This is a genomic window from Isoptericola sp. NPDC057191 (assembly GCF_042670225.1).
Lineage (GTDB): Bacteria > Actinomycetota > Actinomycetes > Actinomycetales > Cellulomonadaceae > Isoptericola.
The window spans coordinates 1-17,489 of sequence record NZ_JBHUWC010000077.1; the positions used below are offsets into that span (position 1 = coordinate 1).

The following is a 17,489-nucleotide window of genomic DNA, read 5'->3' on the forward strand; positions in this document are numbered from 1 at the left end:
GTCGTAGACGTTCCCGAAGTGGAGCGCCCCTAGGGGCGCGTGAACGCGACCGGGCGAAGAACGCCCCTTCCGTCTGCGGCAGCCACCAAGGTGACGACCGCAACCAAGAACTACCGAGCCCGACGCTCCAGACGGTCGATGTCCAGGAGCACCACCGCGCGACCCTCGCGACGCACCCATCCGCGCGTCGCGAAGTCCGCCAGGGCCTTGTTGACGGTCTCGCGGGAGGCGCCGACGAGCTGCGCGAGCTCCTCCTGCGTGAGGTCGTGCGCCACGCGGATGCCGTCGTCGTTGGGCTCGCCGAAGCGGGCGGAGAGGTCGAGCAGCGCCTTGGCGACGCGGCCGGGGACGTCGGAGAAGACGAGGTCGGCCAGGGTCTCGTTGGTGCGGCGCAGACGGCGGGCCAGCGCCCCGAGGAGCGTGGTGGCGACGCTGGGGTGCGCGGAGATCCACTGCACGAGGGCCTGGTGCCGCAGCTCGTAGACGAGCGCGTCGGACACGGAGGACGCCGTGGCGGTGCGGGGGCCCGGGTCGAACAGCGACAGCTCGCCGAACATCTCGCCAGGGCCGAGGATCGACAGCAGGTTCTCCCGGCCGTCGCTCGACCGGCGGCCGAGCTTGATCTTGCCCTGCGCGATGACATAGAGCCGGTCGCCGGGCTCGCCCTCGCGGAAGAGGACGTCCCCACGGGTCAGCTCGACAGGGATCATGGACTCGAAGAGCGCCTTCGTCTCCTCGGTGTCCATGTCCGCGAAGAGGGGGGCGGAGAGCACGACGGTGTCGTCCACAGGATTCCTCACGTGGTTCAGGGGCGGCCTTCCCGGTGCGGGGCCGGTCGTCCACGGGTCGTCAGCGGTGGTGTTCCAGGTCTCAGTCTGCCTCACGGCACCAAATCGCGTCGGAGTTCCGCGCCCCGGAGGCGGTGTCGGACGGCGTGGCTAGGCTCGCTGTCGTGCCGCCGACGCCGTCCTCCGCCACCACCGTCCCGCCGGGCGAGTCCCGGGTCGCCCTCGTGCGGCGGGCGCGCCGCATCGACCGTGAGCTCGCCGTGACGTATCCGGACGCGCGCGCGGAGCTGGACTTCACGACGCCGTTGGAGCTGCTGGTCGCGACGGTCCTGTCGGCGCAGACCACGGACGTGCGGGTGAACGCGACGACGCCCGCGATCTTCGCGCGCTACCCCGATGCGGCCGCCTACGCGGGTGCGGACCCGGCGGAGATGGAGGAGCTGTTCAAGCCGCTGGGCTTCTTCCGCGCCAAGACCCGGTCGGTGATCGGGCTGGGGCAGGCGCTCGTCGAGCGGTTCGACGGCGAGGTCCCGGGCCGGTTGGAGGACCTGGTGACGCTCCCCGGCGTGGGCCGCAAGACGGCGAACGTGGTGCTGGGCAACGCGTTCGGCGTCCCGGGGATCACGGTGGACACGCACTTCGGCCGGCTGGCCCGCCGGTTCGGCTGGACCGACCAGGAGGACCCGGTGAAGGTCGAGCACGAGGTGGGGGCGCTGTTCCCGAAGAAGGACTGGACGATGCTGAGCCACCACCTGGTCTGGCACGGGCGCCGGCGCTGCCACGCGCGGCGTCCGGCGTGCGGGGCGTGCCCGGTGGCGCGGTGGTGCCCGTCGTTCGGCATCGGCGAGACGGACCCGGTCGCGGCGCAGAAGCTCATCAAGCCCGGACCGCGCGGCTGACGCTCAGCCGGCGCGCTCGAGGGCGTGCTGCAGCCAGTCGGTGAGCACCTTGCCGAGCTCCTCGGGGGCCTCCTCGGGCAGGAAGTGCCCGGCGCCGTCGATGAGCTCGTACCGGTAGTCCCGCGCGAGCGCTGCGCCGTCGACGGCGGCGTACCGGGTGTCGACGAAGCCGTCGAGCGCGCCCTGCACCTGCAGCACCGGGACGTCGATCCGCTGCCGGAGCTGGGCGAGGTAGCGCCGACCGTCGGGGCGGGGCGTGGAGCGCACCATCCAGCGCAGGGACTCCATCACGGTGTGCGCGGCGAACGGGATCCGCATCACCGTGCGGTAGAGCTCGTGGGCGTCCGTCCCGAGAGGGCGGGCGGCGCCGTCGCGGAGCACGCGCGACACCTGGTCGCCGCCGGTGAGCCGGCGCTCGGGCAGCGTGGGCAGCTGGTAGGCGGCGAGCTGGCGGCGGGCCAGCGGGGTCAGCAGCTGGCGGCCCGACACGTGCACGCGCCCGGGGTGCGGGGACGCGACGGCCGCCACGCCGGCGGTGACGGCGGGCTGCAGCCGCGCCATCGCCCACGCCGTCGCACCGCCGGTGCCGTGCCCGACGACGACGGCCCGGTCGTGGCCGAGGGAGCGCACCACCCCGGCGACGTCCTGGGTGCCGGTCGGGACGTCGTAGCCCGACGGCGGCTTGTCGGACGCGCCGACGCCGCGCAGGTCCATCGCCGCGACCCGGTAGCCGGCGTCGGCGAGCTGCTCGAGCTGGTGGCGCCACGCCCACCAGAACTGCGGGAAGCCGTGCAGCAGGAGGACGAGCGGGGTGCGGCCGCCGTTCGACCGGACGGGTCCGCCCAGCACCACGTGGAACCGGGCGCCGTTGGCGGGCACGAGCTCGTGCCGCCAGGGCCCGTCCACGAGGGCGCTGGAGAAATCGCTGGAGTCCGACATCGCGGTCACCGGTCGAACCTACCCGTTGCGCCGCGCCGCAGCCCGAGGGGCGCGACGGTCAGCGCGCAGCTGCCCGCCCCGTCGCGCCCTCGCCGTCGACGTCCGCCGTGACGGACCCGTCGCCGTCGTCGCCCGGGCGGGGCTCCTTCGGCGGGTCGAACCGGTAGCCGACGTTGCGGACCGTGCCGATGAGCTGCTCGTGCTCGGGGCCGAGCTTGGCGCGCAGCCGCCGCACGTGCACGTCCACGGTGCGGGTGCCGCCGTAGTAGTCGTAGCCCCACACCTCCTGCAGCAGCTGGGCGCGGGTGAAGACGCGGCCCGGGTGCTGCACGAGGTACTTGAGGAGCTCGAACTCCTTGTAGGTGAGGTCGATCGGCCGTCCGCGCAGCCGCGCCGTGTAGCCGCCGGCGTCGATGGCGAGGTCGCCGGCCGCGATCTCCTGCGGGCCGTCGTCGACGGGGCCGCGGGCCGAACGCTCGATGACGAGCCGCAGCCGGGCCTCGACCTCGGCGGGGGACGCGTTCTCGAGCAGCAGGTCGTCGGCGCCCCACTCGTGCGTGACGACGGTCAGGCCGCCCTCGGTGAGGACGAGGACGAGCGGCACGGTGAGCCCGGTGGCATGGAGCAGCCGGCACGTGGTGCGGGCGGCGACGAGGTCGCGGCGGGCGTCGAGCATCACCACGTCGGAGTCCGGGGCGTCCACCAGGGCGGACGGCTCCATGGGCAGCACCCGGACCCGGTGGTTCAGCAGGCCCAGCGCGGGCAGCACCTCGACGGAGCCTCCCGACGCAGGCGTGAGGATCAGCAGCTCGGCCACCGGCACCTCCTCCTGGTCGTCGGACGGTCCGTTCGGCGGCGTCCGACATCCGTCCGCCAACGTACCGCGCCTGCGTGATCGGTCACACCGCAGCCGCCCCGGCCAACGACCGGTCCCCGCAGTGTCCCCCGAACCGTGTTGCGGGCGCGTTAAGGACCGTTGACCGGACTGTGTCGTGACCGGCCGGACGACCCCGCCCCGGCGCTGGTGGAGCCGCGCCGTCTGCCACACTCGTCGTCGTGACCGTGACCACCCGCGCCGTCTGGACGGCCGTCCTCGCCGCCGTCGTCGCGGCCGCCGCGTCCCTCGACGCCTTCGGGATCCTGCCCCTGACCGGGGTCTCCGCGGCCCTGGTGGTGCTCCTCGCGATCGGCTGGGCGCCGCTGCTGCGCCTGCCTGCGGCGGGCGGGACGACGGTCGTGGTGGCCGCGGCCGGCCTCGGCGCCGTCGCCGTCGCCGCCGCGACCAGGGGGGAGCCGGTGCTGCGCGACGTGCCGCTGGTGCTCGCCATGGCCCTGGTGCTCGCGTTCGTCGCAGAGATGCTGCGGCGCGGCGGCCGGCCCCGGCTGGTGGAGTCGGTCAGCGGCACGGTGACGGGCGCCGTCGTGGCCGTGTGCTGCTCGGGCTGGGTGGCGGCGGGCCGTTCGGAGGCCGGCGCGGCGCTGGTCGTGGTGAGCGCGGTCGGGCTCGCGGTGGCGTCCGCCGTGTCGGCGACGCCGGTCGCGCGCGGGTGGGCGGGCTCCCTCGTCGGCGTGGCGCTGGGCGGCGTCGCGGCCGGCGGGACGGCGACGGTCCTCCCGACGACCGACCCGGTGAGCGGCGTGGTCGCCGGTGTCGTGACGGGCCTGGTGGTGGCGGTGCTGCGCCTGCTGTTCGAGCGGCAGCCGGCCCTGACCAGCCGTCGCGCCGTCCTGGCCGCCGTCACGACGCCGGTCGCGGTGAGCGGGATCCTGGTCTTCGTGGTGGGGCGGCTCGTCGTCGCCGTCGCCTGACGGCCCTCCGGTCAGGCGGTCGCCGGAGCCTGCCGGATGGCCTCGCCCGCGAGCTCGATGCGGACGGTCTTGGCGACGAGCACGCCGCCGGCCTCCAGCGCGACGTTCCAGGTGAGTCCGTACTTCTCGCGCGCGAAGTCGGCGGAGGCGTTGAAGCCGAAGATGTCGTTGCCGAACGGGTCGCGGCGGGCGCCGCCGAACTCCGCGTCCAGCGCGATCGGGTGCGTGATGCCGCGGATGGTGAGGTCGCCGTGCAGCACGAACTTCGCCGAGGTGCCCCCCTGGCTCGTCTGGGGGAGGGCGGCGCGGCCCGGGGTGCGGCCCTTGAGGCGGGCCCAGGAGAACATCGGGTCCTCCTCGGTGCGCCACTCGAGACCGGTGCTGCGGAACTCGATGGTCGGGTAGTTCTCGACGTCGAGGAAGTCGGCGCTGCGCAGGTGCGTGTCCCGGTCCGGGTTGTGCGTGGTGAGGGTGGCCGTCTCGAGCGTCGCGGACACGGACGACTGGTGCGGGTCCTCGGCGACGTGGATGGTGGCGGTGCCCACCGGGAACTCGCCGCGCACCGGGCTGACCATCATGTGCATCGCCAGGAAGCCCAGGCGCTTGTGCGCCTCGTCGAGCAGGTACGTGCCCGCAGCCGGGATGACGAGGTCGTTCCAGGTCCGGGTGGGCGAGGTCATGGGCGGTTCTCCGGGATCGCGACGGGGGCGGCCGGCGCCCGTCGTGGCGGCGGGGGAGGGCCTCGGGACGAACGCCCGCCCCGGGCGTGGCCGGGCGGGCGTCGAGCGATTGCTTCAACATTCAATCTACGGCACCGCCCGCGCCCGGCGGGAGCCCCTCGGCGGCCGCGTGGTGCGGCTCACACCCGACGTCGGGCTGCTGGTCGGAGTCAGTACACGAGGGCCTGGGCGCCGGGGCGCAGGACCTCCTCGGCGAAGACCGCCGCACCCGCGATCCGCACCCCCGGCACGACGTCGTCCGGCCCGAGGTCGCGCCGTGCGGCGCACTGCGTGCACAGGGTGACCGTGCCGGCGGCGAGGACGGCGGCCAGCAGGTCGGCCGCGGGCGCGGCGTGCTCCAGCTCCAGGTCAGCGACCCGCCCCGGCACGGCGAACCACGCGGACTCGCCGGTCAGCCACAGGCTCACCTCCGCGCCGGCGGCGACGGCGGCCGCGGCGACGGTCAGGGCCTGGTTCGCCGCCTCCGGGCGGTCGAGACCCGACGTGGTCTTGATCACGAGCGAGCGCGCGGGGGCAGAGGTGTGAGGGGTGCTCATGGGCGGCGACCCTACTCACGTGCGCGCCGCTCGCCGCACGCGTGCCGTCGGTGCGCCCCGCGCGCCGCGTCGGCGGTGGGTGCCGACGGGGGCGGCTGGGTAGGATCGCGGCATGTCGATCAATGCTCTCGAGGCAGTGTTCACCGGTCTGCTGGTCGTCGTGTCGGTCACGATCATCTGGTTCGCCGGCTACGTCGTCTACAAGCTGTTCCAGGGCCAGCGCTGATGCCCTTCGCCTTCCCCGAGGGTCTCGCGCCCGAGGTCTACCCGCTCGCCTGGCTCGTCGGCCGCTGGCGGGGCGAGGGCGTGATCGAGTACACCGGCATCGACGAGACGCCGTTCGTGCACGACCTGGTCTTCGACCATGACGGCGGCCCGTACCTGCGCTTCGAGTCCACGCTGCGCGTGAGCTCGGCCGCGGCCGCCGACGGCGAGGGCACGGACGCGCCGGGCGACGCCGAGCCCGACACGATCTGGTCGACGGAGACCGGCTACTGGCGCGTGTCCAGCGACCGGCCCGAGGGGCTCGAGGACGACCGGCACACGCTCGAGGTGCTCGTCACCGACGCGTCGGGCCGGCTGTCCCTGTTCCTGGGCGTCGCCGGCAACGGTCGGATCGACCTCGCCACCGACTTCGTGGCCCGCACGTCCACCGCTGCCGAGGTCACCGCGGCCAAGCGGCTGTACGGGCTGGTCGAGGGGCGCCTCATGTGGGTCGAGGAGCTGGCCGCGTTCGGCCACCCGCTCGGCTCCTACGCGTCCGCCCAGCTCGACCGCGTCGAGAGCGACTGAGGGGCCGGCGATGGACTCCCCGCTGCTCGACCGGCACGGCGCGGTACCCGCCACGGGCGCCGACGCGGGCGTGGCCTGGCACTACGGCGACCCGGTGGCCGAGCAGCGCGCCCTCGCGCGCGGCGGCGCCGTCGTCGACCAGTCCCACCTGGGCGTCGTGCGGGTGGCTGGCCCCGACCGTCTGTCCTGGTTGCACTCGATCACGTCGCAGGACGTCCAGGCGCTCCCGCCGCGGACCTCCACCGAGCTGCTGGTGCTGTCGCCGCAGGGCCACGTGGAGCACGCCGCCGCCGTCGTCGACGACGGTGCCGCCACCTGGCTGATCACCGAGGCCGACCATGCCGCGCCGCTCGCCGCCTGGCTCGAGCGCATGAAGTTCATGATGCGGGTCGAGATCACCGACGCCTCCGCCGAGTACGCCGCGATCGGTGAGCCGGTCGCCGCCGAGGGCGCCGAGGGCGAGCCCGTCACCTGGTGGGACACGTGGCCGCGCGTCTCCGCGGGCGGCACCCGGTACGGCCCGCCCGAGGACGAGCACCCCGGCCTCGGCCGCCCGTGGCGGCTCGTGCTCGTGCCCCGCGCCGACCTGGTGTCCGCCGTCGCCGAGCGTGAGGCCGCCGGCTGGCGGCTCGCCGGCACCTGGGCCACGGAGGCGCTGCGCGTCGAGGCCTGGCGCCCGCGGCTCGACCACGAGGTCGACCACCGCAGCGTGCCGCACGAGCTCGACTGGCTGCGCACCGCCGTCCACCTGCACAAGGGCTGCTACCGCGGGCAGGAGACCGTCGCGCGCGTGCACAACCTCGGCCGCCCGCCGCGGCGGCTCGTGCTGCTGCACCTCGACGGCTCCCAGCACGTGGTCCCCGAGGCGGGGGCGCAGGTGCTCGTCGGCGGTGCCGAGGGGCGCGCCGTCGGCACCGTGACGACCGTCGCGCGACACCACGAGCTCGGACCGATCGCCCTGGCGGTGGTCAAGCGGTCCGTGCCCGAGGACGCCGAGCTCACCGTGGTGGGCGACGTGGGCGGGCAGCCGCTGCAGCTCGCGGCGGCGCAGGAGGTCGTGGTGCCGGGCGACGGCGTCTCGGCTGACCGGCCCGAGTCCCACGGCCCGCTGACGCGCGGGCTCACCCCGCGCGGGTCGGACGCTCCGCAGAGCCTGCTGTGACGCCCTGCTCGCCCGCCGAGGTGCCGGGGGCCGCGTGAGCCGCGACACGGGGGGCGAGGGCGGCGCGTCGGTGTCCCGGCGCGCGGGGGCCGCGGCAGGCGCGGCGGCCCGCGCGGCCCTGCGCACGCTGCCCCGGCGGATCCGCCTGCGGCAGGGCATCTCGCGCGTCCGCGTCTCGTTCTGGCCGATCGTGCAGGCCGCGCTGGCGGCCGGCATCGCCTACGGGATCGCCACCGTGGTGCTGGGGCACACGCAGCCGTTCTTCGCCGCCGTCGCCGCGTGGGTCTGCCTCGGGTTCAGCTTCGACCGGGACCTGCGCAAGGTCGCGGAGGTCGCGGCCGGTGTGGCGCTCGGTGTCGGCCTGGGTGACGTCATGGTGCACGTCATCGGCTCCGGGTGGTGGCAGATCGCCCTGGTGATGGCGGTCTCGGCCACGATCGCCCGGTTCATCGACCGGGGCCCGCTGGTGACGATCCAGGCGGGGGTGCAGGCGGGTGTCGTGGTGGGCCTGCCCGCGTCCGTCGCGACGAACGGCGCGTTCGGCCGCTGGACGGACGCCCTCGTCGGTGGCGGCGTCGCGCTCCTCGTGGCCCTGCTGACCCCGGGCGACCCGCGGCGCCGCATCCGCGCGCTGGCCCTGGACGCGACGCGGGAGCTCGCGCTGACCCTGGAGTCGGTCGCGCGCGGGCTGCGCGACGGCGACCCCGACGAGCTGGCCGCGGCGCTCGTGCGCGGGCGGGCCGCGGAGAAGGTCCTGGAGGACTGGCAGGAGGTGGCGCGCACCTCGGACGACATCGCCAAGGTGAGCGTCAACCGGCTGCTGCGCGCGGAGATCACCCGCCTCGCCGCGCAGGCCGTGCTGGTGGACCGCGCCATGCGCAGCGTGCGCGTGCTCGCCCGGCGCGCGCCCGCCACCCTGCGCTCCCTGGGCGCGCTCCACGACGACGGCGACCATCGCGTGGCCACCGCGCCGCTGTCCGGCGGGCTCCCGCCGCCACCCGAGGTGGACCCCGTCACCGACCCCGTCGCGGACCTCGTCGTCCGCCTCGGGCACGGCGTGCGGCTGCTCGCGGCCGGGCTGGGCTCGGGCTCCGGGCTGGGAGAGGCGCGAGACGCGCTCCGCGACGTCGCCCGCGACATGGACCCCCGCACCGTGGGCGAGGGGCACTGGCAGGTGCAGTCGCTGGTGCTGCTGCTCCGCTCGCCCGTCGTCGACCTGCTGGAGGCCTCGGGCGTCCCGCCCGAGGAGGCGCGTACCGCCCTCCCGGAGATGTGACGGCGAGGTAGTCAGCACCCCCGCGAGGTAGTCAGCACTCCCGCGAGGTAGTCGGGACCCTCGCGAGGTAGTCAGCACCCCCGCGAGGTAGTCAGCGTGTCTCGACGACGTCCGTGTCGTCGGCCAGGAGCTGGTGCGTGAGCTGCTCGACGAGCTCGTCGACCTCGGGCTCGTCACCGCCGGGCCACTCGGCCACGTACTCCCGCAGCCGCCGCCGCTCGGCCTCGCGGATCTGCTCGGCCTCGACGTCCCCGGCGGGCGTGCTGCGCACGGTGTCGCCGTCGACCTCCACCATCCCTCGGGCGGCCAGCCCGGCGGCGACCTCGCGCACGGTGTCCTGAGAGGTCTCCGTGCGCTCCGCCATGAGACGCACCGACCGGGTGCCCTTGAGCGACACGCGCGTCACCATCCAGGCCTCCTCCGGCGTCAGGTCGGAGTCGCGCTCGATGACCTCGTAGACGCGCAACGGGTCGAGCTTGCCCACCCGGCGCCACAGGATCAGCCGCAGCTCGTCGAGGGAGGTGCGGGCGGAGCCCAGCCCGAACGACCCGCCGGCCGCCTGCCCCGCGCTGCCGGGGCCGTCCCCGCGGGTGGCGCTGCGCAGCTCGACCTCCGGCAGGAGCCAGGTCAGCAGGAACGCGAGCACGGCCACCGGCACGGCCCACAGGAACACGATGTGGAGCGCGCCCGCGTAGGCGTCGAGGAACCAGTTCTGCACCTCGGGCGGGCACTGCACGAGGGCCTGGGTGGACGCGGCGAGCGCGCCGGGGCTGCACGGTCCCTGAGCGGCCGGCGGGATCCCGGTGATCAGCTCGTCCCCGAGGCGGTTGGCGAAGATGGTGCCGAAGACGGCGACCCCGACCGACGATCCGATGGTGCGGAAGTAGGTGGCGCCCGACGTCGCCGTGCCGAGGTCCTTGTAGTCGACGGCGTTCTGGACGGCGATCACCAGCACCTGCGTGACCATCCCCAGCCCCGCGCCGAGCACGAACATGCTCAGGCCGGCCTGGAGCGTCGTCGTGTCCCTGCCCATGAGCGAGAGCAGGTAGAGGCCGCACGACGTGATCGCCGTCCCGAGGATCGGGTAGATCTTGTACCGCCCGGTGCGGGAGATGAGCTGCCCGGAGCCGATGGACGTGAGCAGCATGCCGAGCATCATCGGCGTCATCTCGAGGCCGGACTCGGTGGGGGTGGAGCCCTTGACCGTCTGGAGGTACAGCGGCAGGTACGTGATCGCGCCGAACATCGCGAAGCCCACGACGAACCCGACGACCGCGGAGACGGTGAACACCCTGCTGCGGAAGAGGTGCAGCGGCAGCACGGGCTCGGGGGCGCGCCGCTCGACGACGACGAACGCGACGATCCCGAGGACGGCGGCGGCGATCATCACCCACACGGCGACGGAGTCCCAGGGCCAGGTGCTGCCGCCGAGGCTGGTGACGAGCACGATCGCCGTCGAGACCGTGGCGAGCAGGATGATGCCCGCGTAGTCGACCTTGGGCTTGCGGCCGGCCTCGATGTGGGGGAGCACGGAGGCGACGACGAGCAGCGCGACCACGCCGATGGGGATGTTGATGTAGAACACCCAGCGCCAGTCGAGGTTGTCGACGAAGAACCCGCCCAGCAGCGGGCCGGCGACGGACGAGACGCCGAAGACGGCGCCGAAGAAGCCCTGGTACTTGCCGCGCTCCCGGGGCGGGACGACGTCGCCGATGATCGCCTGGGACAGCACCATGAGCCCGCCGCCGCCCACGCCCTGCACGGCGCGCCAGGCGATGAGCTGGCCCATCGTCTGCGAGGTGCCGGACAGGATCGAGCCGACGAGGAAGATGAGGATGCAGGCGATGAACAGCGCCTTGCGGCCGTACAGGTCGCCGAGCTTGCCCCACAGCACCGTGGTGGCGGTGCTCGCCAGCATGTAGGCGGTGACGACCCACGACAGGTGCTCCGCCCCGCCGAGGTCGGACACGATGGTCGGCAGCGCCGTCGCGACGATCGTCTGGTCGAGCGCGGCGAGGAGCATGGCCAGCATGAGCCCGCCGAAGATGGCGAGGACCCGGCGCTGCGGCAGCGCCTGCGGCTCGGCGGTCGGTGCAGTCGGTGCGGCCATCGGTTGCCCTCCTCGGTGGGCGGACGGCGACGTCCGCGGGGGTGGAGCATGCGTCCCGCTTCGCAGGTTCGCACGGTGACGCCGGACTGCGCGCGCCGAACACGGGATCTCGCATGGGCGGCGCGCGGCGCGCGGCGCGCGGCACGCCGCCCGGTGCCCAGGTGGTGGTGCTCGTGCAGCACCTGTTGTCGCCGAGTAGTTGATGAGATACAGTACTTGTCGTGATGCAGCGAGACGAACCTTCGACGGCGGACGACGCGTTCTCCGCCGACCTGCTGCGGGGCCACACCGACACGATCGTGCTCGCGACGTTGCGTCGCGGGGACCGCTACGGCTTCGAGATCTACAAGGCGATCCGGGACGCCACGGGCGGCGCGCACGAGATCAAGGAGGCCACGCTCTACGCGACGTACCGCCGGCTGACCAAGGACGGCCTGGTCGAGGCCTACTGGGGCGACGAGTCCCAGGGCGGGCGCCGCAAGTACTACCGGATCACCGACGCCGGCCACGCCGTCTACCGGCGCAACGTCGCCGCGTGGGTCGCCACCCGGGACGTCATCGACTCCCTCCTCCGCACGGACAGCTCCGGCGCAAACAGCTCCAGCACAGACAAGGACACCCCCCGATGACCACCGTCCACCGCCTCCTCGACGACGCGTTCGCCGGCGTCGAGCCGTCCCCCGAGGTCCAGGACCTCAAGGAGGAGATCCGGGCGAACCTCGAGGCCCGCGCCGCCGAGCTGCAGGCCGGCGGTGTCACGCCGGACGACGCGGCCCGCCGCGCCTTCGACGAGCTGGGAGACGTGCGCGCCCTCGTCGCCGACGCGCAGGCGGACGTCGCCGCGCAGACCGGCGGCGCGCCGCGCACCCCGATGCAGGAGGCGTTCGCCGTCGCCCAGCAGCAGCGCGTGCGTCCGAAGCCCCGCTTCGTCCTCGGCGTCGTCCTCGCGTCGCTGGTGTTCGTGGCGCTCGTGGCCGTCGCCGTGCTGGCCGCGCTCGACGTCGTCGCGCTGCCCGCCGTGGTCGTCGCCGCCTTCCTGCTCACGGCGTCCAGCGCCGCCGGGTTCGTCGTCGGGTCGTCCCTCTCGCAGGAGACGACGACGAACCACCCGATGCCGTCGCGCCGCGCGGGTGGCTACTACCTCGCCACGGGGCTCACGGTCTTCGCGCTGCTCCTGGCGGCGTTCGTGCCGCTCGGGGTGTTCGCGTCGTGGGTGTACGTCGTCGCGGCGGGGCTCTTCGTCGTGGGCGGTGTCCTGTTCACGATGCTGGGCGTCACCCAGACCAACCGGAAGAAGGCGTGGGTGCGGGACGTCGCGCGCGCCCACGTCTCCGGCCACCACTACGACCGGTTCGAGCACGACCCGGTCGCCGCGGCACGGTTCGGCGTCTACACCGTCGTCATCTGGCTGGTGGCGTTCGTCGTGTTCGTCGTCCTCGGGATCACGGTCGGCTGGGCCTGGTCCTGGCTGACGTTCGTCGTCGCCCTCGCGGTGATGATGCTCGTCCTCGCGCGGATGCTCTTCATGTCGCAGGACGAGCGGCCGCACGACCAGCAGTGACGCAAGAACGGTCCCGGGCGACTGCCATCGCCCGGGACCGGTGGCTCGGGTCCGGTGCACGACCGCACCACGAGACGCACTCCCACCCTAGGGCGTGCGCCGGACCCTCCGACCGGCTGGGACCAGCCGGACGAACCCGCAAGGAGGAAGCATGCCCACGACCCCGCAGGGGTCCGTGCCGCCGACCGACGTGTCGATCGACGTGCACGGCCTGACCAAGACCTACGGCTCCGGCCGCGGCGCCCGCACCGTGCGCGCGCTCGACGGCCTGGACCTCACCGCCGCGCACGGCAGCGTGCTCGGCCTCCTCGGCCCGAACGGCGCCGGGAAGTCCACCACCGTGAAGATCCTCGCCACGCTGTCGCGACCTGACGCCGGCACGGCCCGCGTGGCCGGGCACGACGTCGTGGCCGACCCCGGGGCCGTGCGGCGCGCCATCGGCTACGTGGCGCAGCGCCCCGTGACCGACCCCATGGCCACGGGACGGGAGAACCTCGTGCTGGCCGGGCGGCTGCAGGGCCTGCGGGCGCGTGAGGCCCGGTCGCGTGCCGACGAGCTGCTCGAGCGGTTCGGCGTCGCGCACGCCGCCGACCGCCTGGTCAAGACCTGGTCGGGCGGGATGGCGCGCAAGCTGGACGTCGCCGTCGGCCTCGTGCACCGGCCGCAGGTGCTGTTCCTCGACGAGCCCACCACCGGCCTCGACCCGGAGGCCCGTGCCGCGATGTGGGCCGAGATCGAGCGGATGGCGCTCGGCGACGGCATGACGATCCTGCTCACCACGCACTACCTGGACGAGGCCGACCGGCTCGCCGACCAGGTCGTCATCGTGGACGCGGGCCGTGTGGTCACCGCCGGGACGCCCGACGCCCTGAAGGACGAGCTGCGCGGCGACGGCGTCACCGTCGAGCTCGACGACGACGCCGCGGCGTCGGCCGCCGTCCCCGTGGCGGCGCGCGTGCCCGGCGTCGTCGACGTCACCGCCGACGGGCGGACGCTGCGGGCGCGCGCCGACGCGGGCGCCACCGCCCTGCCGACGCTGCTCACGGCGCTCGACGCCGCCGGCCTCGGCGTGCGGGCGGCGGGGCTGTCGCGCCCCACGCTCGACGACGTCTACCTGCGGCACACCGGCCGCAGCCTGGAGGCCGCCAACCGTGCGGCCGGCACCGCGACGGGAACCGCCGGCGACCGTGCCGGCGCCGAGGCCACGGAGGTGGCGGCATGAGCACCCTGACGACCGACCCGACCACGGCGCGCCGCAGCCCCCGCACCACGCCCGGCCGCACGGGCGTGCTCACGCAGGTCCGGCTCCTCACCGCGCGGCAGGCCAAGCAGGGCATGCGCATCCCCGTGTTCATGGTGATGAACCTGCTGCAGCCGATGATCTGGCTGCTGCTGTTCGGGCAGCTCTTCCGGTCCGTCATCGAGATCCCGGGCTTCGCCGGCGGCGCCGACGTCAGCTACCTCGAGTACCTCACGCCCGGCGTCGTCATGATGACCGCGATGGGGGGCGCGGCGTGGGCCGGCACCACCTTCGTGCAGGACATGGAGCGCGGCGTCATGGACCGCTTCCTCGCGTCCCCGACCAGCCGTGGGGCGCTGCTCGCGGCGACGATGGCGTGGTACTCGCTGCTCGGCTGCGCGCAGGCCCTGGTGGTCGTGGGCGTGGCCTGGCTCGGTGGCGCCCGGTTCCCGGGCGGCGTCGGCGGCGTGCTGGTGATGCTCGTGGCCGTCGCGCTGCTGAGCTGCCTCTTCGCCGCGCTGTCCGGGGCCGTGGCGCTGCTCACCCGGCAGCAGGAGGCGCTCATCGGCGTGTCCCAGCTGCTCACCATCCCGCTGATGTTCCTGTCCTCGGCCGTGATGGACCCGGCCCTCGCGCCGGACTGGATCGCCACGGCGGCCCAGGTCAACCCCTTCGACTGGGCGGTCGTCGTCGCCCGGGAAGCCCTCCAGGGCTTCGCCGACCCCGGCACCGTGTGGCTGCACCTGGGGCTGCTCGCCGCCGCCGTCGCCGTCCTGGGCGGCCTCGCGTCCCTGGCGTTCCGCGCCTACCGGCGCGCCATCTGACCTGCCGAGGTAGTACGAGACCTGCCGAGGTAGTTCGCCCACGACGTGGCGCACTACCTCGGCAGGTCTCGCACTACCTCGGAAATGGGGGGACTACCTCGGCAGTTCCGGGACTACCTCGGTGCGGGGCGTCTGTTCCGGCCGGGCCGCGAACGGTACGGTCATCGGTCATGGAGGTCTCCGTCAGCGCGCTGCGCGCCGAGCTGAAGTCGTGGATCGAGAAGGCTCGTGCAGGCGAGGAGGTCGTCATCACCGAACGGGGGGTGCCCGTCGCCCGTCTGTCCGGGGTGGAGACGGCGGACCTCGTCGCGGGACTGGTCCGGGACGGCCTGCTGACGCCCGCCGCGACCGAGCGGCCCGTGCACGCCGTGCCCGACGCCGACGGCGCCGGGAGCGGTGCCGGCCGGCCGGCCGCGCGCCCGGCCGCCCGGCAGACGTCGCGCATGTCCGACCTCGTGCGACGCATCCGGCGCTGAACCGCCCGCCCCCCGCAGGACCCCCGACCCGGACGGAGCAGGATGGCCCTCGTCTACTTCGACGCCAGCGCGCTGGTGAAGCTGTGCGTGCACGAGCCGGGCTCGCGCCTGGCGAGCGCGCTGTGGAACCGCGCCGACGTCGTCGTGAGCTCACGCATCGCGGACGCCGAGGTCCGGGCGGCGCTCGCCGCCGGAGAGCGGGCAGGCGTGCTCGACCCGCTCGCCCGACGCCGGGGCGCGGCGCTCTGGGACGAGCTGAGCGCCGGCCTCCACACCATCGAGGTGACGCCCGACGTCTCCGCGCGCGCCGCCGACCTGCTCGCGGCGAGCCCCGTGCCGATGCGCGCCGCCGACGCGCTGCACGTCGCCAGCGCGCTCGCCGTCGCGCACGAAGACACCGTCGTCGCCGCGTGGGACGAGCACGTCGCGGGCGCCGCCCGCTCCCGCCGGCTCCGCGTCCTGCCGTAGTCCTCCCGTAGGCTCGGGCGGGTGATCTCCGCCGCCATCGGGTCCCTCCAGTACTTCCTGCTCATCGCGCTCGCGGTCGTGGTGTTCGTGGTGCAGCTCGTCGCCTTCCTGGACGCCGCCCGCCGCCCCGCCCGCGCGTTCGTGTCGGAGGGCAAGCTGACCAAGAACATCTGGCTGCTCATCCTCGGCGTCGCGGCCCTGATCGGGCTGTTCGGGCTGCCGCCGATGCTCATGACGGCGGGATCGTTCTTCAACGTCATCGCCACGGCCCCGGCGATCATCTACTGGGTGGACGTGCGTCCCAAGATCCAGTCCTACGGCACCGGTGGGGGACGCCGCCCGCAGGGCCCGACGGGCGGCTGGTGACGTGGCGGACGAGCTGACGGCACCTGCCGTGCCGACCTCCGTCGCGCCCGTCGCCCGCGGCGCGGTGCCGCTCGCCGAGGTGGTCCGCGGCGACCTCGTCGAGTCCGTGCACCTGGGGCACCTCGTGGTGCTCGGGCCGGACGGCGACGTGCGGCTCGCCCTGGGGGAGCCGACGACGACGATCTGGCCGCGGTCGTCCGTGAAGCCACTGCAGGCGCTCGCCATGCTGCGCTCCGGGCTCGACCTGCCCGACCGGCTCCTCGCGCTGGCCGCCGCCAGCCACAGCGGCGCGCCCGAGCACCTGGCCGCGGCGCGCGAGATCCTCGCGGGTGCGGGGCTCGACGAGTCCGCGCTGCGCAGCACGCCGGACCTGCCGCTCGGCCGCGCCGAGGCGCTCGCCTGGCAGGAGGCCGGCCGCAAGCCGGAACGCATCGCGCAGAACTGCTCCGGCAAGCACGCCGCCATGCTCGCCACCTGCGTCGCGGCCGGCTGGGACACGGCGTCCTACCTGGACCTCGCGCACCCGCTGCAGCGGGTCGTGCGCGACGTCGTCGTCGAGGTGACGGGCGACGACGAGCCCCACGTCACCACGGACGGGTGCGGCGCCCCGCTGTTCTCCACCAGCGTGCTCGGCCTGGCGCGGTCGTTCGGCCGCCTCGCGGCGGCGGCGGCGGCCACGCCCGACGGCGGTGACGCAGGCCGCGTCGCGCGGGCGATGGCCGGCTACCCCGAGATGGTCGCGGGCCGCGGCCGCGAGGACACGCTGGTCATGACGGCCGTGCCGGGCACGATCGCGAAGATCGGTGCCGACGGCGTGTGCGCGGCGGGCCTGCGCGACGGCTCCGCCGTCGCGTTCAAGATCCTCGACGGTGGCGACCGGGCGCGTCCGGCGATCCTCGCCGCCGCCGTCCGGGCCGCGGGTGCGGGCGGCGTCACGGGGGCGGACCTCGCCGCGCTGGACGTCGTGGGCGCGACGCCGGTGCTCGGCGGCGGCCTCCCGGTCGGCGCGGTGCGCCCCGCCTTCCGGGTGGACGGCGCGTGAGGGCGGTCGTGCAGCGCGTGACCCGCGCGAGCGTCACGGTGGACGGCGAGGTGGTCGGGGCGATCGACCGGCCCGGGCTGCTCGCGCTGGTCGGGGTGACGCACGAGGACGGCGCGGCGGACGTGGCGACGGTCGCCCGCAAGATCGCGGAGCTGCGCATCCTGCGCGACGAGCGCTCCGCGGCCGACGCGGGCGCCCCCGTCTTGGTGGTCAGCCAGTTCACGCTCTACGGCGACACGCGCAAGGGGCGGCGTCCGACCTGGAACGCGGCCGCCCCCGGCCCGGTCGCGGAGCCGCTGGTGGACGCCGTCGTCGCGGACCTGCGCGCCCGCGGGCTCGAGGTCGCGACGGGGCGGTTCGGCGCCGACATGGCCGTCGACCTCGTCAACGACGGCCCCGTGACCATCCTGGTCGAGACCTGACGCTGTGAGCGGGCGGTTGGCCCCGTCTCACGACGAGAC

20 protein-coding genes are annotated in these 17,489 nt (G+C 74.6%); 14 read left to right on the forward strand and 6 right to left on the reverse strand.

The features are described 5' to 3' along the window. Positions 1 to 110: 110 nt before the first annotated feature. Complete coding sequence (locus ACFT55_RS11410) at positions 111 to 788, reverse strand: Crp/Fnr family transcriptional regulator (RefSeq protein ID WP_380243947.1); 678 nt, start codon at positions 786 to 788, stop codon at positions 111 to 113. Between the two features lie 164 nt (positions 789 to 952). Between ACFT55_RS11410 and nth the strand changes: the two genes are divergently transcribed. Beyond that, a complete protein-coding gene (gene nth, locus ACFT55_RS11415) occupies positions 953 to 1,687 on the forward strand; it encodes an endonuclease III (RefSeq protein ID WP_380243948.1) in 735 nt (244 codons plus the stop codon). Positions 1,688 to 1,690: 3 nt separating this feature from the next. On the opposite strand, the gene ACFT55_RS11420 is transcribed toward nth, so the two are convergent. Both ACFT55_RS11420 and ACFT55_RS11425 read right to left on the reverse strand, forming a co-directional pair. Then, positions 1,691 to 2,626, reverse strand: coding sequence for an alpha/beta fold hydrolase (locus ACFT55_RS11420; RefSeq protein WP_380243965.1), 936 nt, complete (start codon positions 2,624 to 2,626; stop codon positions 1,691 to 1,693). A 58-nt stretch (positions 2,627 to 2,684) separates the two neighbouring features. After that, the gene (locus ACFT55_RS11425) at positions 2,685 to 3,443 is read right to left on the reverse strand and encodes a winged-helix domain-containing protein (protein WP_380243949.1); all 759 of its coding nucleotides are present in this window, start codon (positions 3,441 to 3,443) and stop codon (positions 2,685 to 2,687) included. 239 nt (positions 3,444 to 3,682) lie between these two features. Between ACFT55_RS11425 and ACFT55_RS11430 the strand changes: the two genes are divergently transcribed. Beyond that, positions 3,683 to 4,435 (forward strand): hypothetical protein, encoded by a 753-nt coding sequence (locus ACFT55_RS11430; RefSeq protein WP_380243950.1) that lies wholly within the window; start codon positions 3,683 to 3,685, stop codon positions 4,433 to 4,435. Between the two features lie 11 nt (positions 4,436 to 4,446). On the opposite strand, the gene ACFT55_RS11435 is transcribed toward ACFT55_RS11430, so the two are convergent. Further along, positions 4,447 to 5,115, reverse strand: a complete 669-nt coding sequence (locus tag ACFT55_RS11435) for a YceI family protein (RefSeq protein WP_380243951.1) — start codon at positions 5,113 to 5,115, stop codon at positions 4,447 to 4,449. Between the two features lie 209 nt (positions 5,116 to 5,324). Beyond that, the gene (locus tag ACFT55_RS11440) at positions 5,325 to 5,711 is read right to left on the reverse strand and encodes a DsrE family protein (RefSeq protein WP_380243952.1); all 387 of its coding nucleotides are present in this window, start codon (positions 5,709 to 5,711) and stop codon (positions 5,325 to 5,327) included. Between the two features lie 225 nt (positions 5,712 to 5,936). On the opposite strand from ACFT55_RS11440, the gene ACFT55_RS11445 reads away from it, so the two are divergent. The 3 genes from ACFT55_RS11445 to ACFT55_RS11455 are packed head-to-tail and all read left to right on the forward strand — an operon-like array spanning position 5,937 to position 8,941. Continuing rightward, complete coding sequence (locus ACFT55_RS11445) at positions 5,937 to 6,503, forward strand: FABP family protein (RefSeq protein ID WP_380243953.1); 567 nt, start codon at positions 5,937 to 5,939, stop codon at positions 6,501 to 6,503. A 10-nt stretch (positions 6,504 to 6,513) separates the two neighbouring features. Further along, positions 6,514 to 7,665, forward strand: coding sequence for a YgfZ/GcvT domain-containing protein (locus ACFT55_RS11450; RefSeq protein WP_380243954.1), 1,152 nt, complete (start codon positions 6,514 to 6,516; stop codon positions 7,663 to 7,665). Positions 7,666 to 7,699: 34 nt separating this feature from the next. Beyond that, a complete protein-coding gene (locus tag ACFT55_RS11455; RefSeq protein WP_380243955.1) occupies positions 7,700 to 8,941 on the forward strand; it encodes an aromatic acid exporter family protein in 1,242 nt (413 codons plus the stop codon). Between the two features lie 91 nt (positions 8,942 to 9,032). On the opposite strand, the gene ACFT55_RS11460 is transcribed toward ACFT55_RS11455, so the two are convergent. Further along, complete coding sequence (locus tag ACFT55_RS11460) at positions 9,033 to 11,051, reverse strand: MDR family MFS transporter (protein WP_380243956.1); 2,019 nt, start codon at positions 11,049 to 11,051, stop codon at positions 9,033 to 9,035. 224 nt (positions 11,052 to 11,275) lie between these two features. On the opposite strand from ACFT55_RS11460, the gene ACFT55_RS11465 reads away from it, so the two are divergent. From ACFT55_RS11465 to dtd, 9 genes are all read left to right on the forward strand, one after another. Beyond that, entirely contained in the window at positions 11,276 to 11,680 is a 405-nt protein-coding gene (locus tag ACFT55_RS11465; protein ID WP_380243966.1) for a PadR family transcriptional regulator, read from the forward strand. Beyond that, a complete protein-coding gene (locus ACFT55_RS11470) occupies positions 11,677 to 12,612 on the forward strand; it encodes a permease prefix domain 1-containing protein (protein WP_380243957.1) in 936 nt (311 codons plus the stop codon). The genes ACFT55_RS11465 and ACFT55_RS11470 overlap by 4 nt, the downstream gene beginning before the upstream one ends. A 151-nt stretch (positions 12,613 to 12,763) precedes the next feature. Next, complete coding sequence (locus ACFT55_RS11475; RefSeq protein ID WP_380243958.1) at positions 12,764 to 13,834, forward strand: ATP-binding cassette domain-containing protein; 1,071 nt, start codon at positions 12,764 to 12,766, stop codon at positions 13,832 to 13,834. Continuing rightward, on the forward strand, positions 13,831 to 14,676 hold the full coding sequence (locus ACFT55_RS11480; protein ID WP_380243959.1) for an ABC transporter permease: 846 nt from the start codon (positions 13,831 to 13,833) through the stop codon (positions 14,674 to 14,676). Before ACFT55_RS11475 ends, ACFT55_RS11480 begins: the two co-directional genes overlap by 4 nt. Before the next feature lie 170 nt (positions 14,677 to 14,846). Beyond that, positions 14,847 to 15,152: a type II toxin-antitoxin system Phd/YefM family antitoxin gene (locus tag ACFT55_RS11485; protein ID WP_380243960.1), complete on the forward strand. Its 306-nt coding sequence runs from the start codon at positions 14,847 to 14,849 to the stop codon at positions 15,150 to 15,152. 42 nt (positions 15,153 to 15,194) lie between these two features. Continuing rightward, a complete protein-coding gene (locus ACFT55_RS11490) occupies positions 15,195 to 15,620 on the forward strand; it encodes a type II toxin-antitoxin system VapC family toxin (RefSeq protein WP_380243961.1) in 426 nt (141 codons plus the stop codon). 21 nt (positions 15,621 to 15,641) lie between these two features. Continuing rightward, on the forward strand, positions 15,642 to 15,986 hold the full coding sequence (locus ACFT55_RS11495) for a DUF2516 family protein (protein ID WP_380243962.1): 345 nt from the start codon (positions 15,642 to 15,644) through the stop codon (positions 15,984 to 15,986). Position 15,987: 1 nt separating this feature from the next. Then, on the forward strand, positions 15,988 to 17,028 hold the full coding sequence (locus tag ACFT55_RS11500) for an asparaginase (RefSeq protein WP_380243963.1): 1,041 nt from the start codon (positions 15,988 to 15,990) through the stop codon (positions 17,026 to 17,028). Then, positions 17,025 to 17,450, forward strand: coding sequence for a D-aminoacyl-tRNA deacylase (dtd, locus tag ACFT55_RS11505; RefSeq protein ID WP_380243964.1), 426 nt, complete (start codon positions 17,025 to 17,027; stop codon positions 17,448 to 17,450). The genes ACFT55_RS11500 and dtd overlap by 4 nt, the downstream gene beginning before the upstream one ends. Positions 17,451 to 17,489: the final 39 nt, after the last annotated feature.

What these genes read in the sequence shown, in the direction of transcription:
- ACFT55_RS11420 (WP_380243965.1), bottom strand. Translation starts at nt 2,626, where the DNA reads ATGTCGGACTCCAGCGATTTCTCCAGCGCCCTCGTGGACGGGCCCTGG.
- ACFT55_RS11435 (WP_380243951.1), bottom strand. Translation starts at nt 5,115, where the DNA reads ATGACCTCGCCCACCCGGACCTGGAACGACCTCGTCATCCCGGCTGCG.
- ACFT55_RS11440 (WP_380243952.1), bottom strand. Translation starts at nt 5,711, where the DNA reads ATGAGCACCCCTCACACCTCTGCCCCCGCGCGCTCGCTCGTGATCAAG.
- ACFT55_RS11445 (WP_380243953.1), top strand. Translation starts at nt 5,937, where the DNA reads ATGCCCTTCGCCTTCCCCGAGGGTCTCGCGCCCGAGGTCTACCCGCTC.
- ACFT55_RS11450 (WP_380243954.1), top strand. Translation starts at nt 6,514, where the DNA reads ATGGACTCCCCGCTGCTCGACCGGCACGGCGCGGTACCCGCCACGGGC.
- ACFT55_RS11460 (WP_380243956.1), bottom strand. Translation starts at nt 11,051, where the DNA reads ATGGCCGCACCGACTGCACCGACCGCCGAGCCGCAGGCGCTGCCGCAG.
- ACFT55_RS11465 (WP_380243966.1), top strand. Translation starts at nt 11,276, where the DNA reads ATGCAGCGAGACGAACCTTCGACGGCGGACGACGCGTTCTCCGCCGAC.
- ACFT55_RS11470 (WP_380243957.1), top strand. Translation starts at nt 11,677, where the DNA reads ATGACCACCGTCCACCGCCTCCTCGACGACGCGTTCGCCGGCGTCGAG.
- ACFT55_RS11475 (WP_380243958.1), top strand. Translation starts at nt 12,764, where the DNA reads ATGCCCACGACCCCGCAGGGGTCCGTGCCGCCGACCGACGTGTCGATC.
- ACFT55_RS11480 (WP_380243959.1), top strand. Translation starts at nt 13,831, where the DNA reads ATGAGCACCCTGACGACCGACCCGACCACGGCGCGCCGCAGCCCCCGC.
- ACFT55_RS11485 (WP_380243960.1), top strand. Translation starts at nt 14,847, where the DNA reads ATGGAGGTCTCCGTCAGCGCGCTGCGCGCCGAGCTGAAGTCGTGGATC.
- ACFT55_RS11490 (WP_380243961.1), top strand. Translation starts at nt 15,195, where the DNA reads ATGGCCCTCGTCTACTTCGACGCCAGCGCGCTGGTGAAGCTGTGCGTG.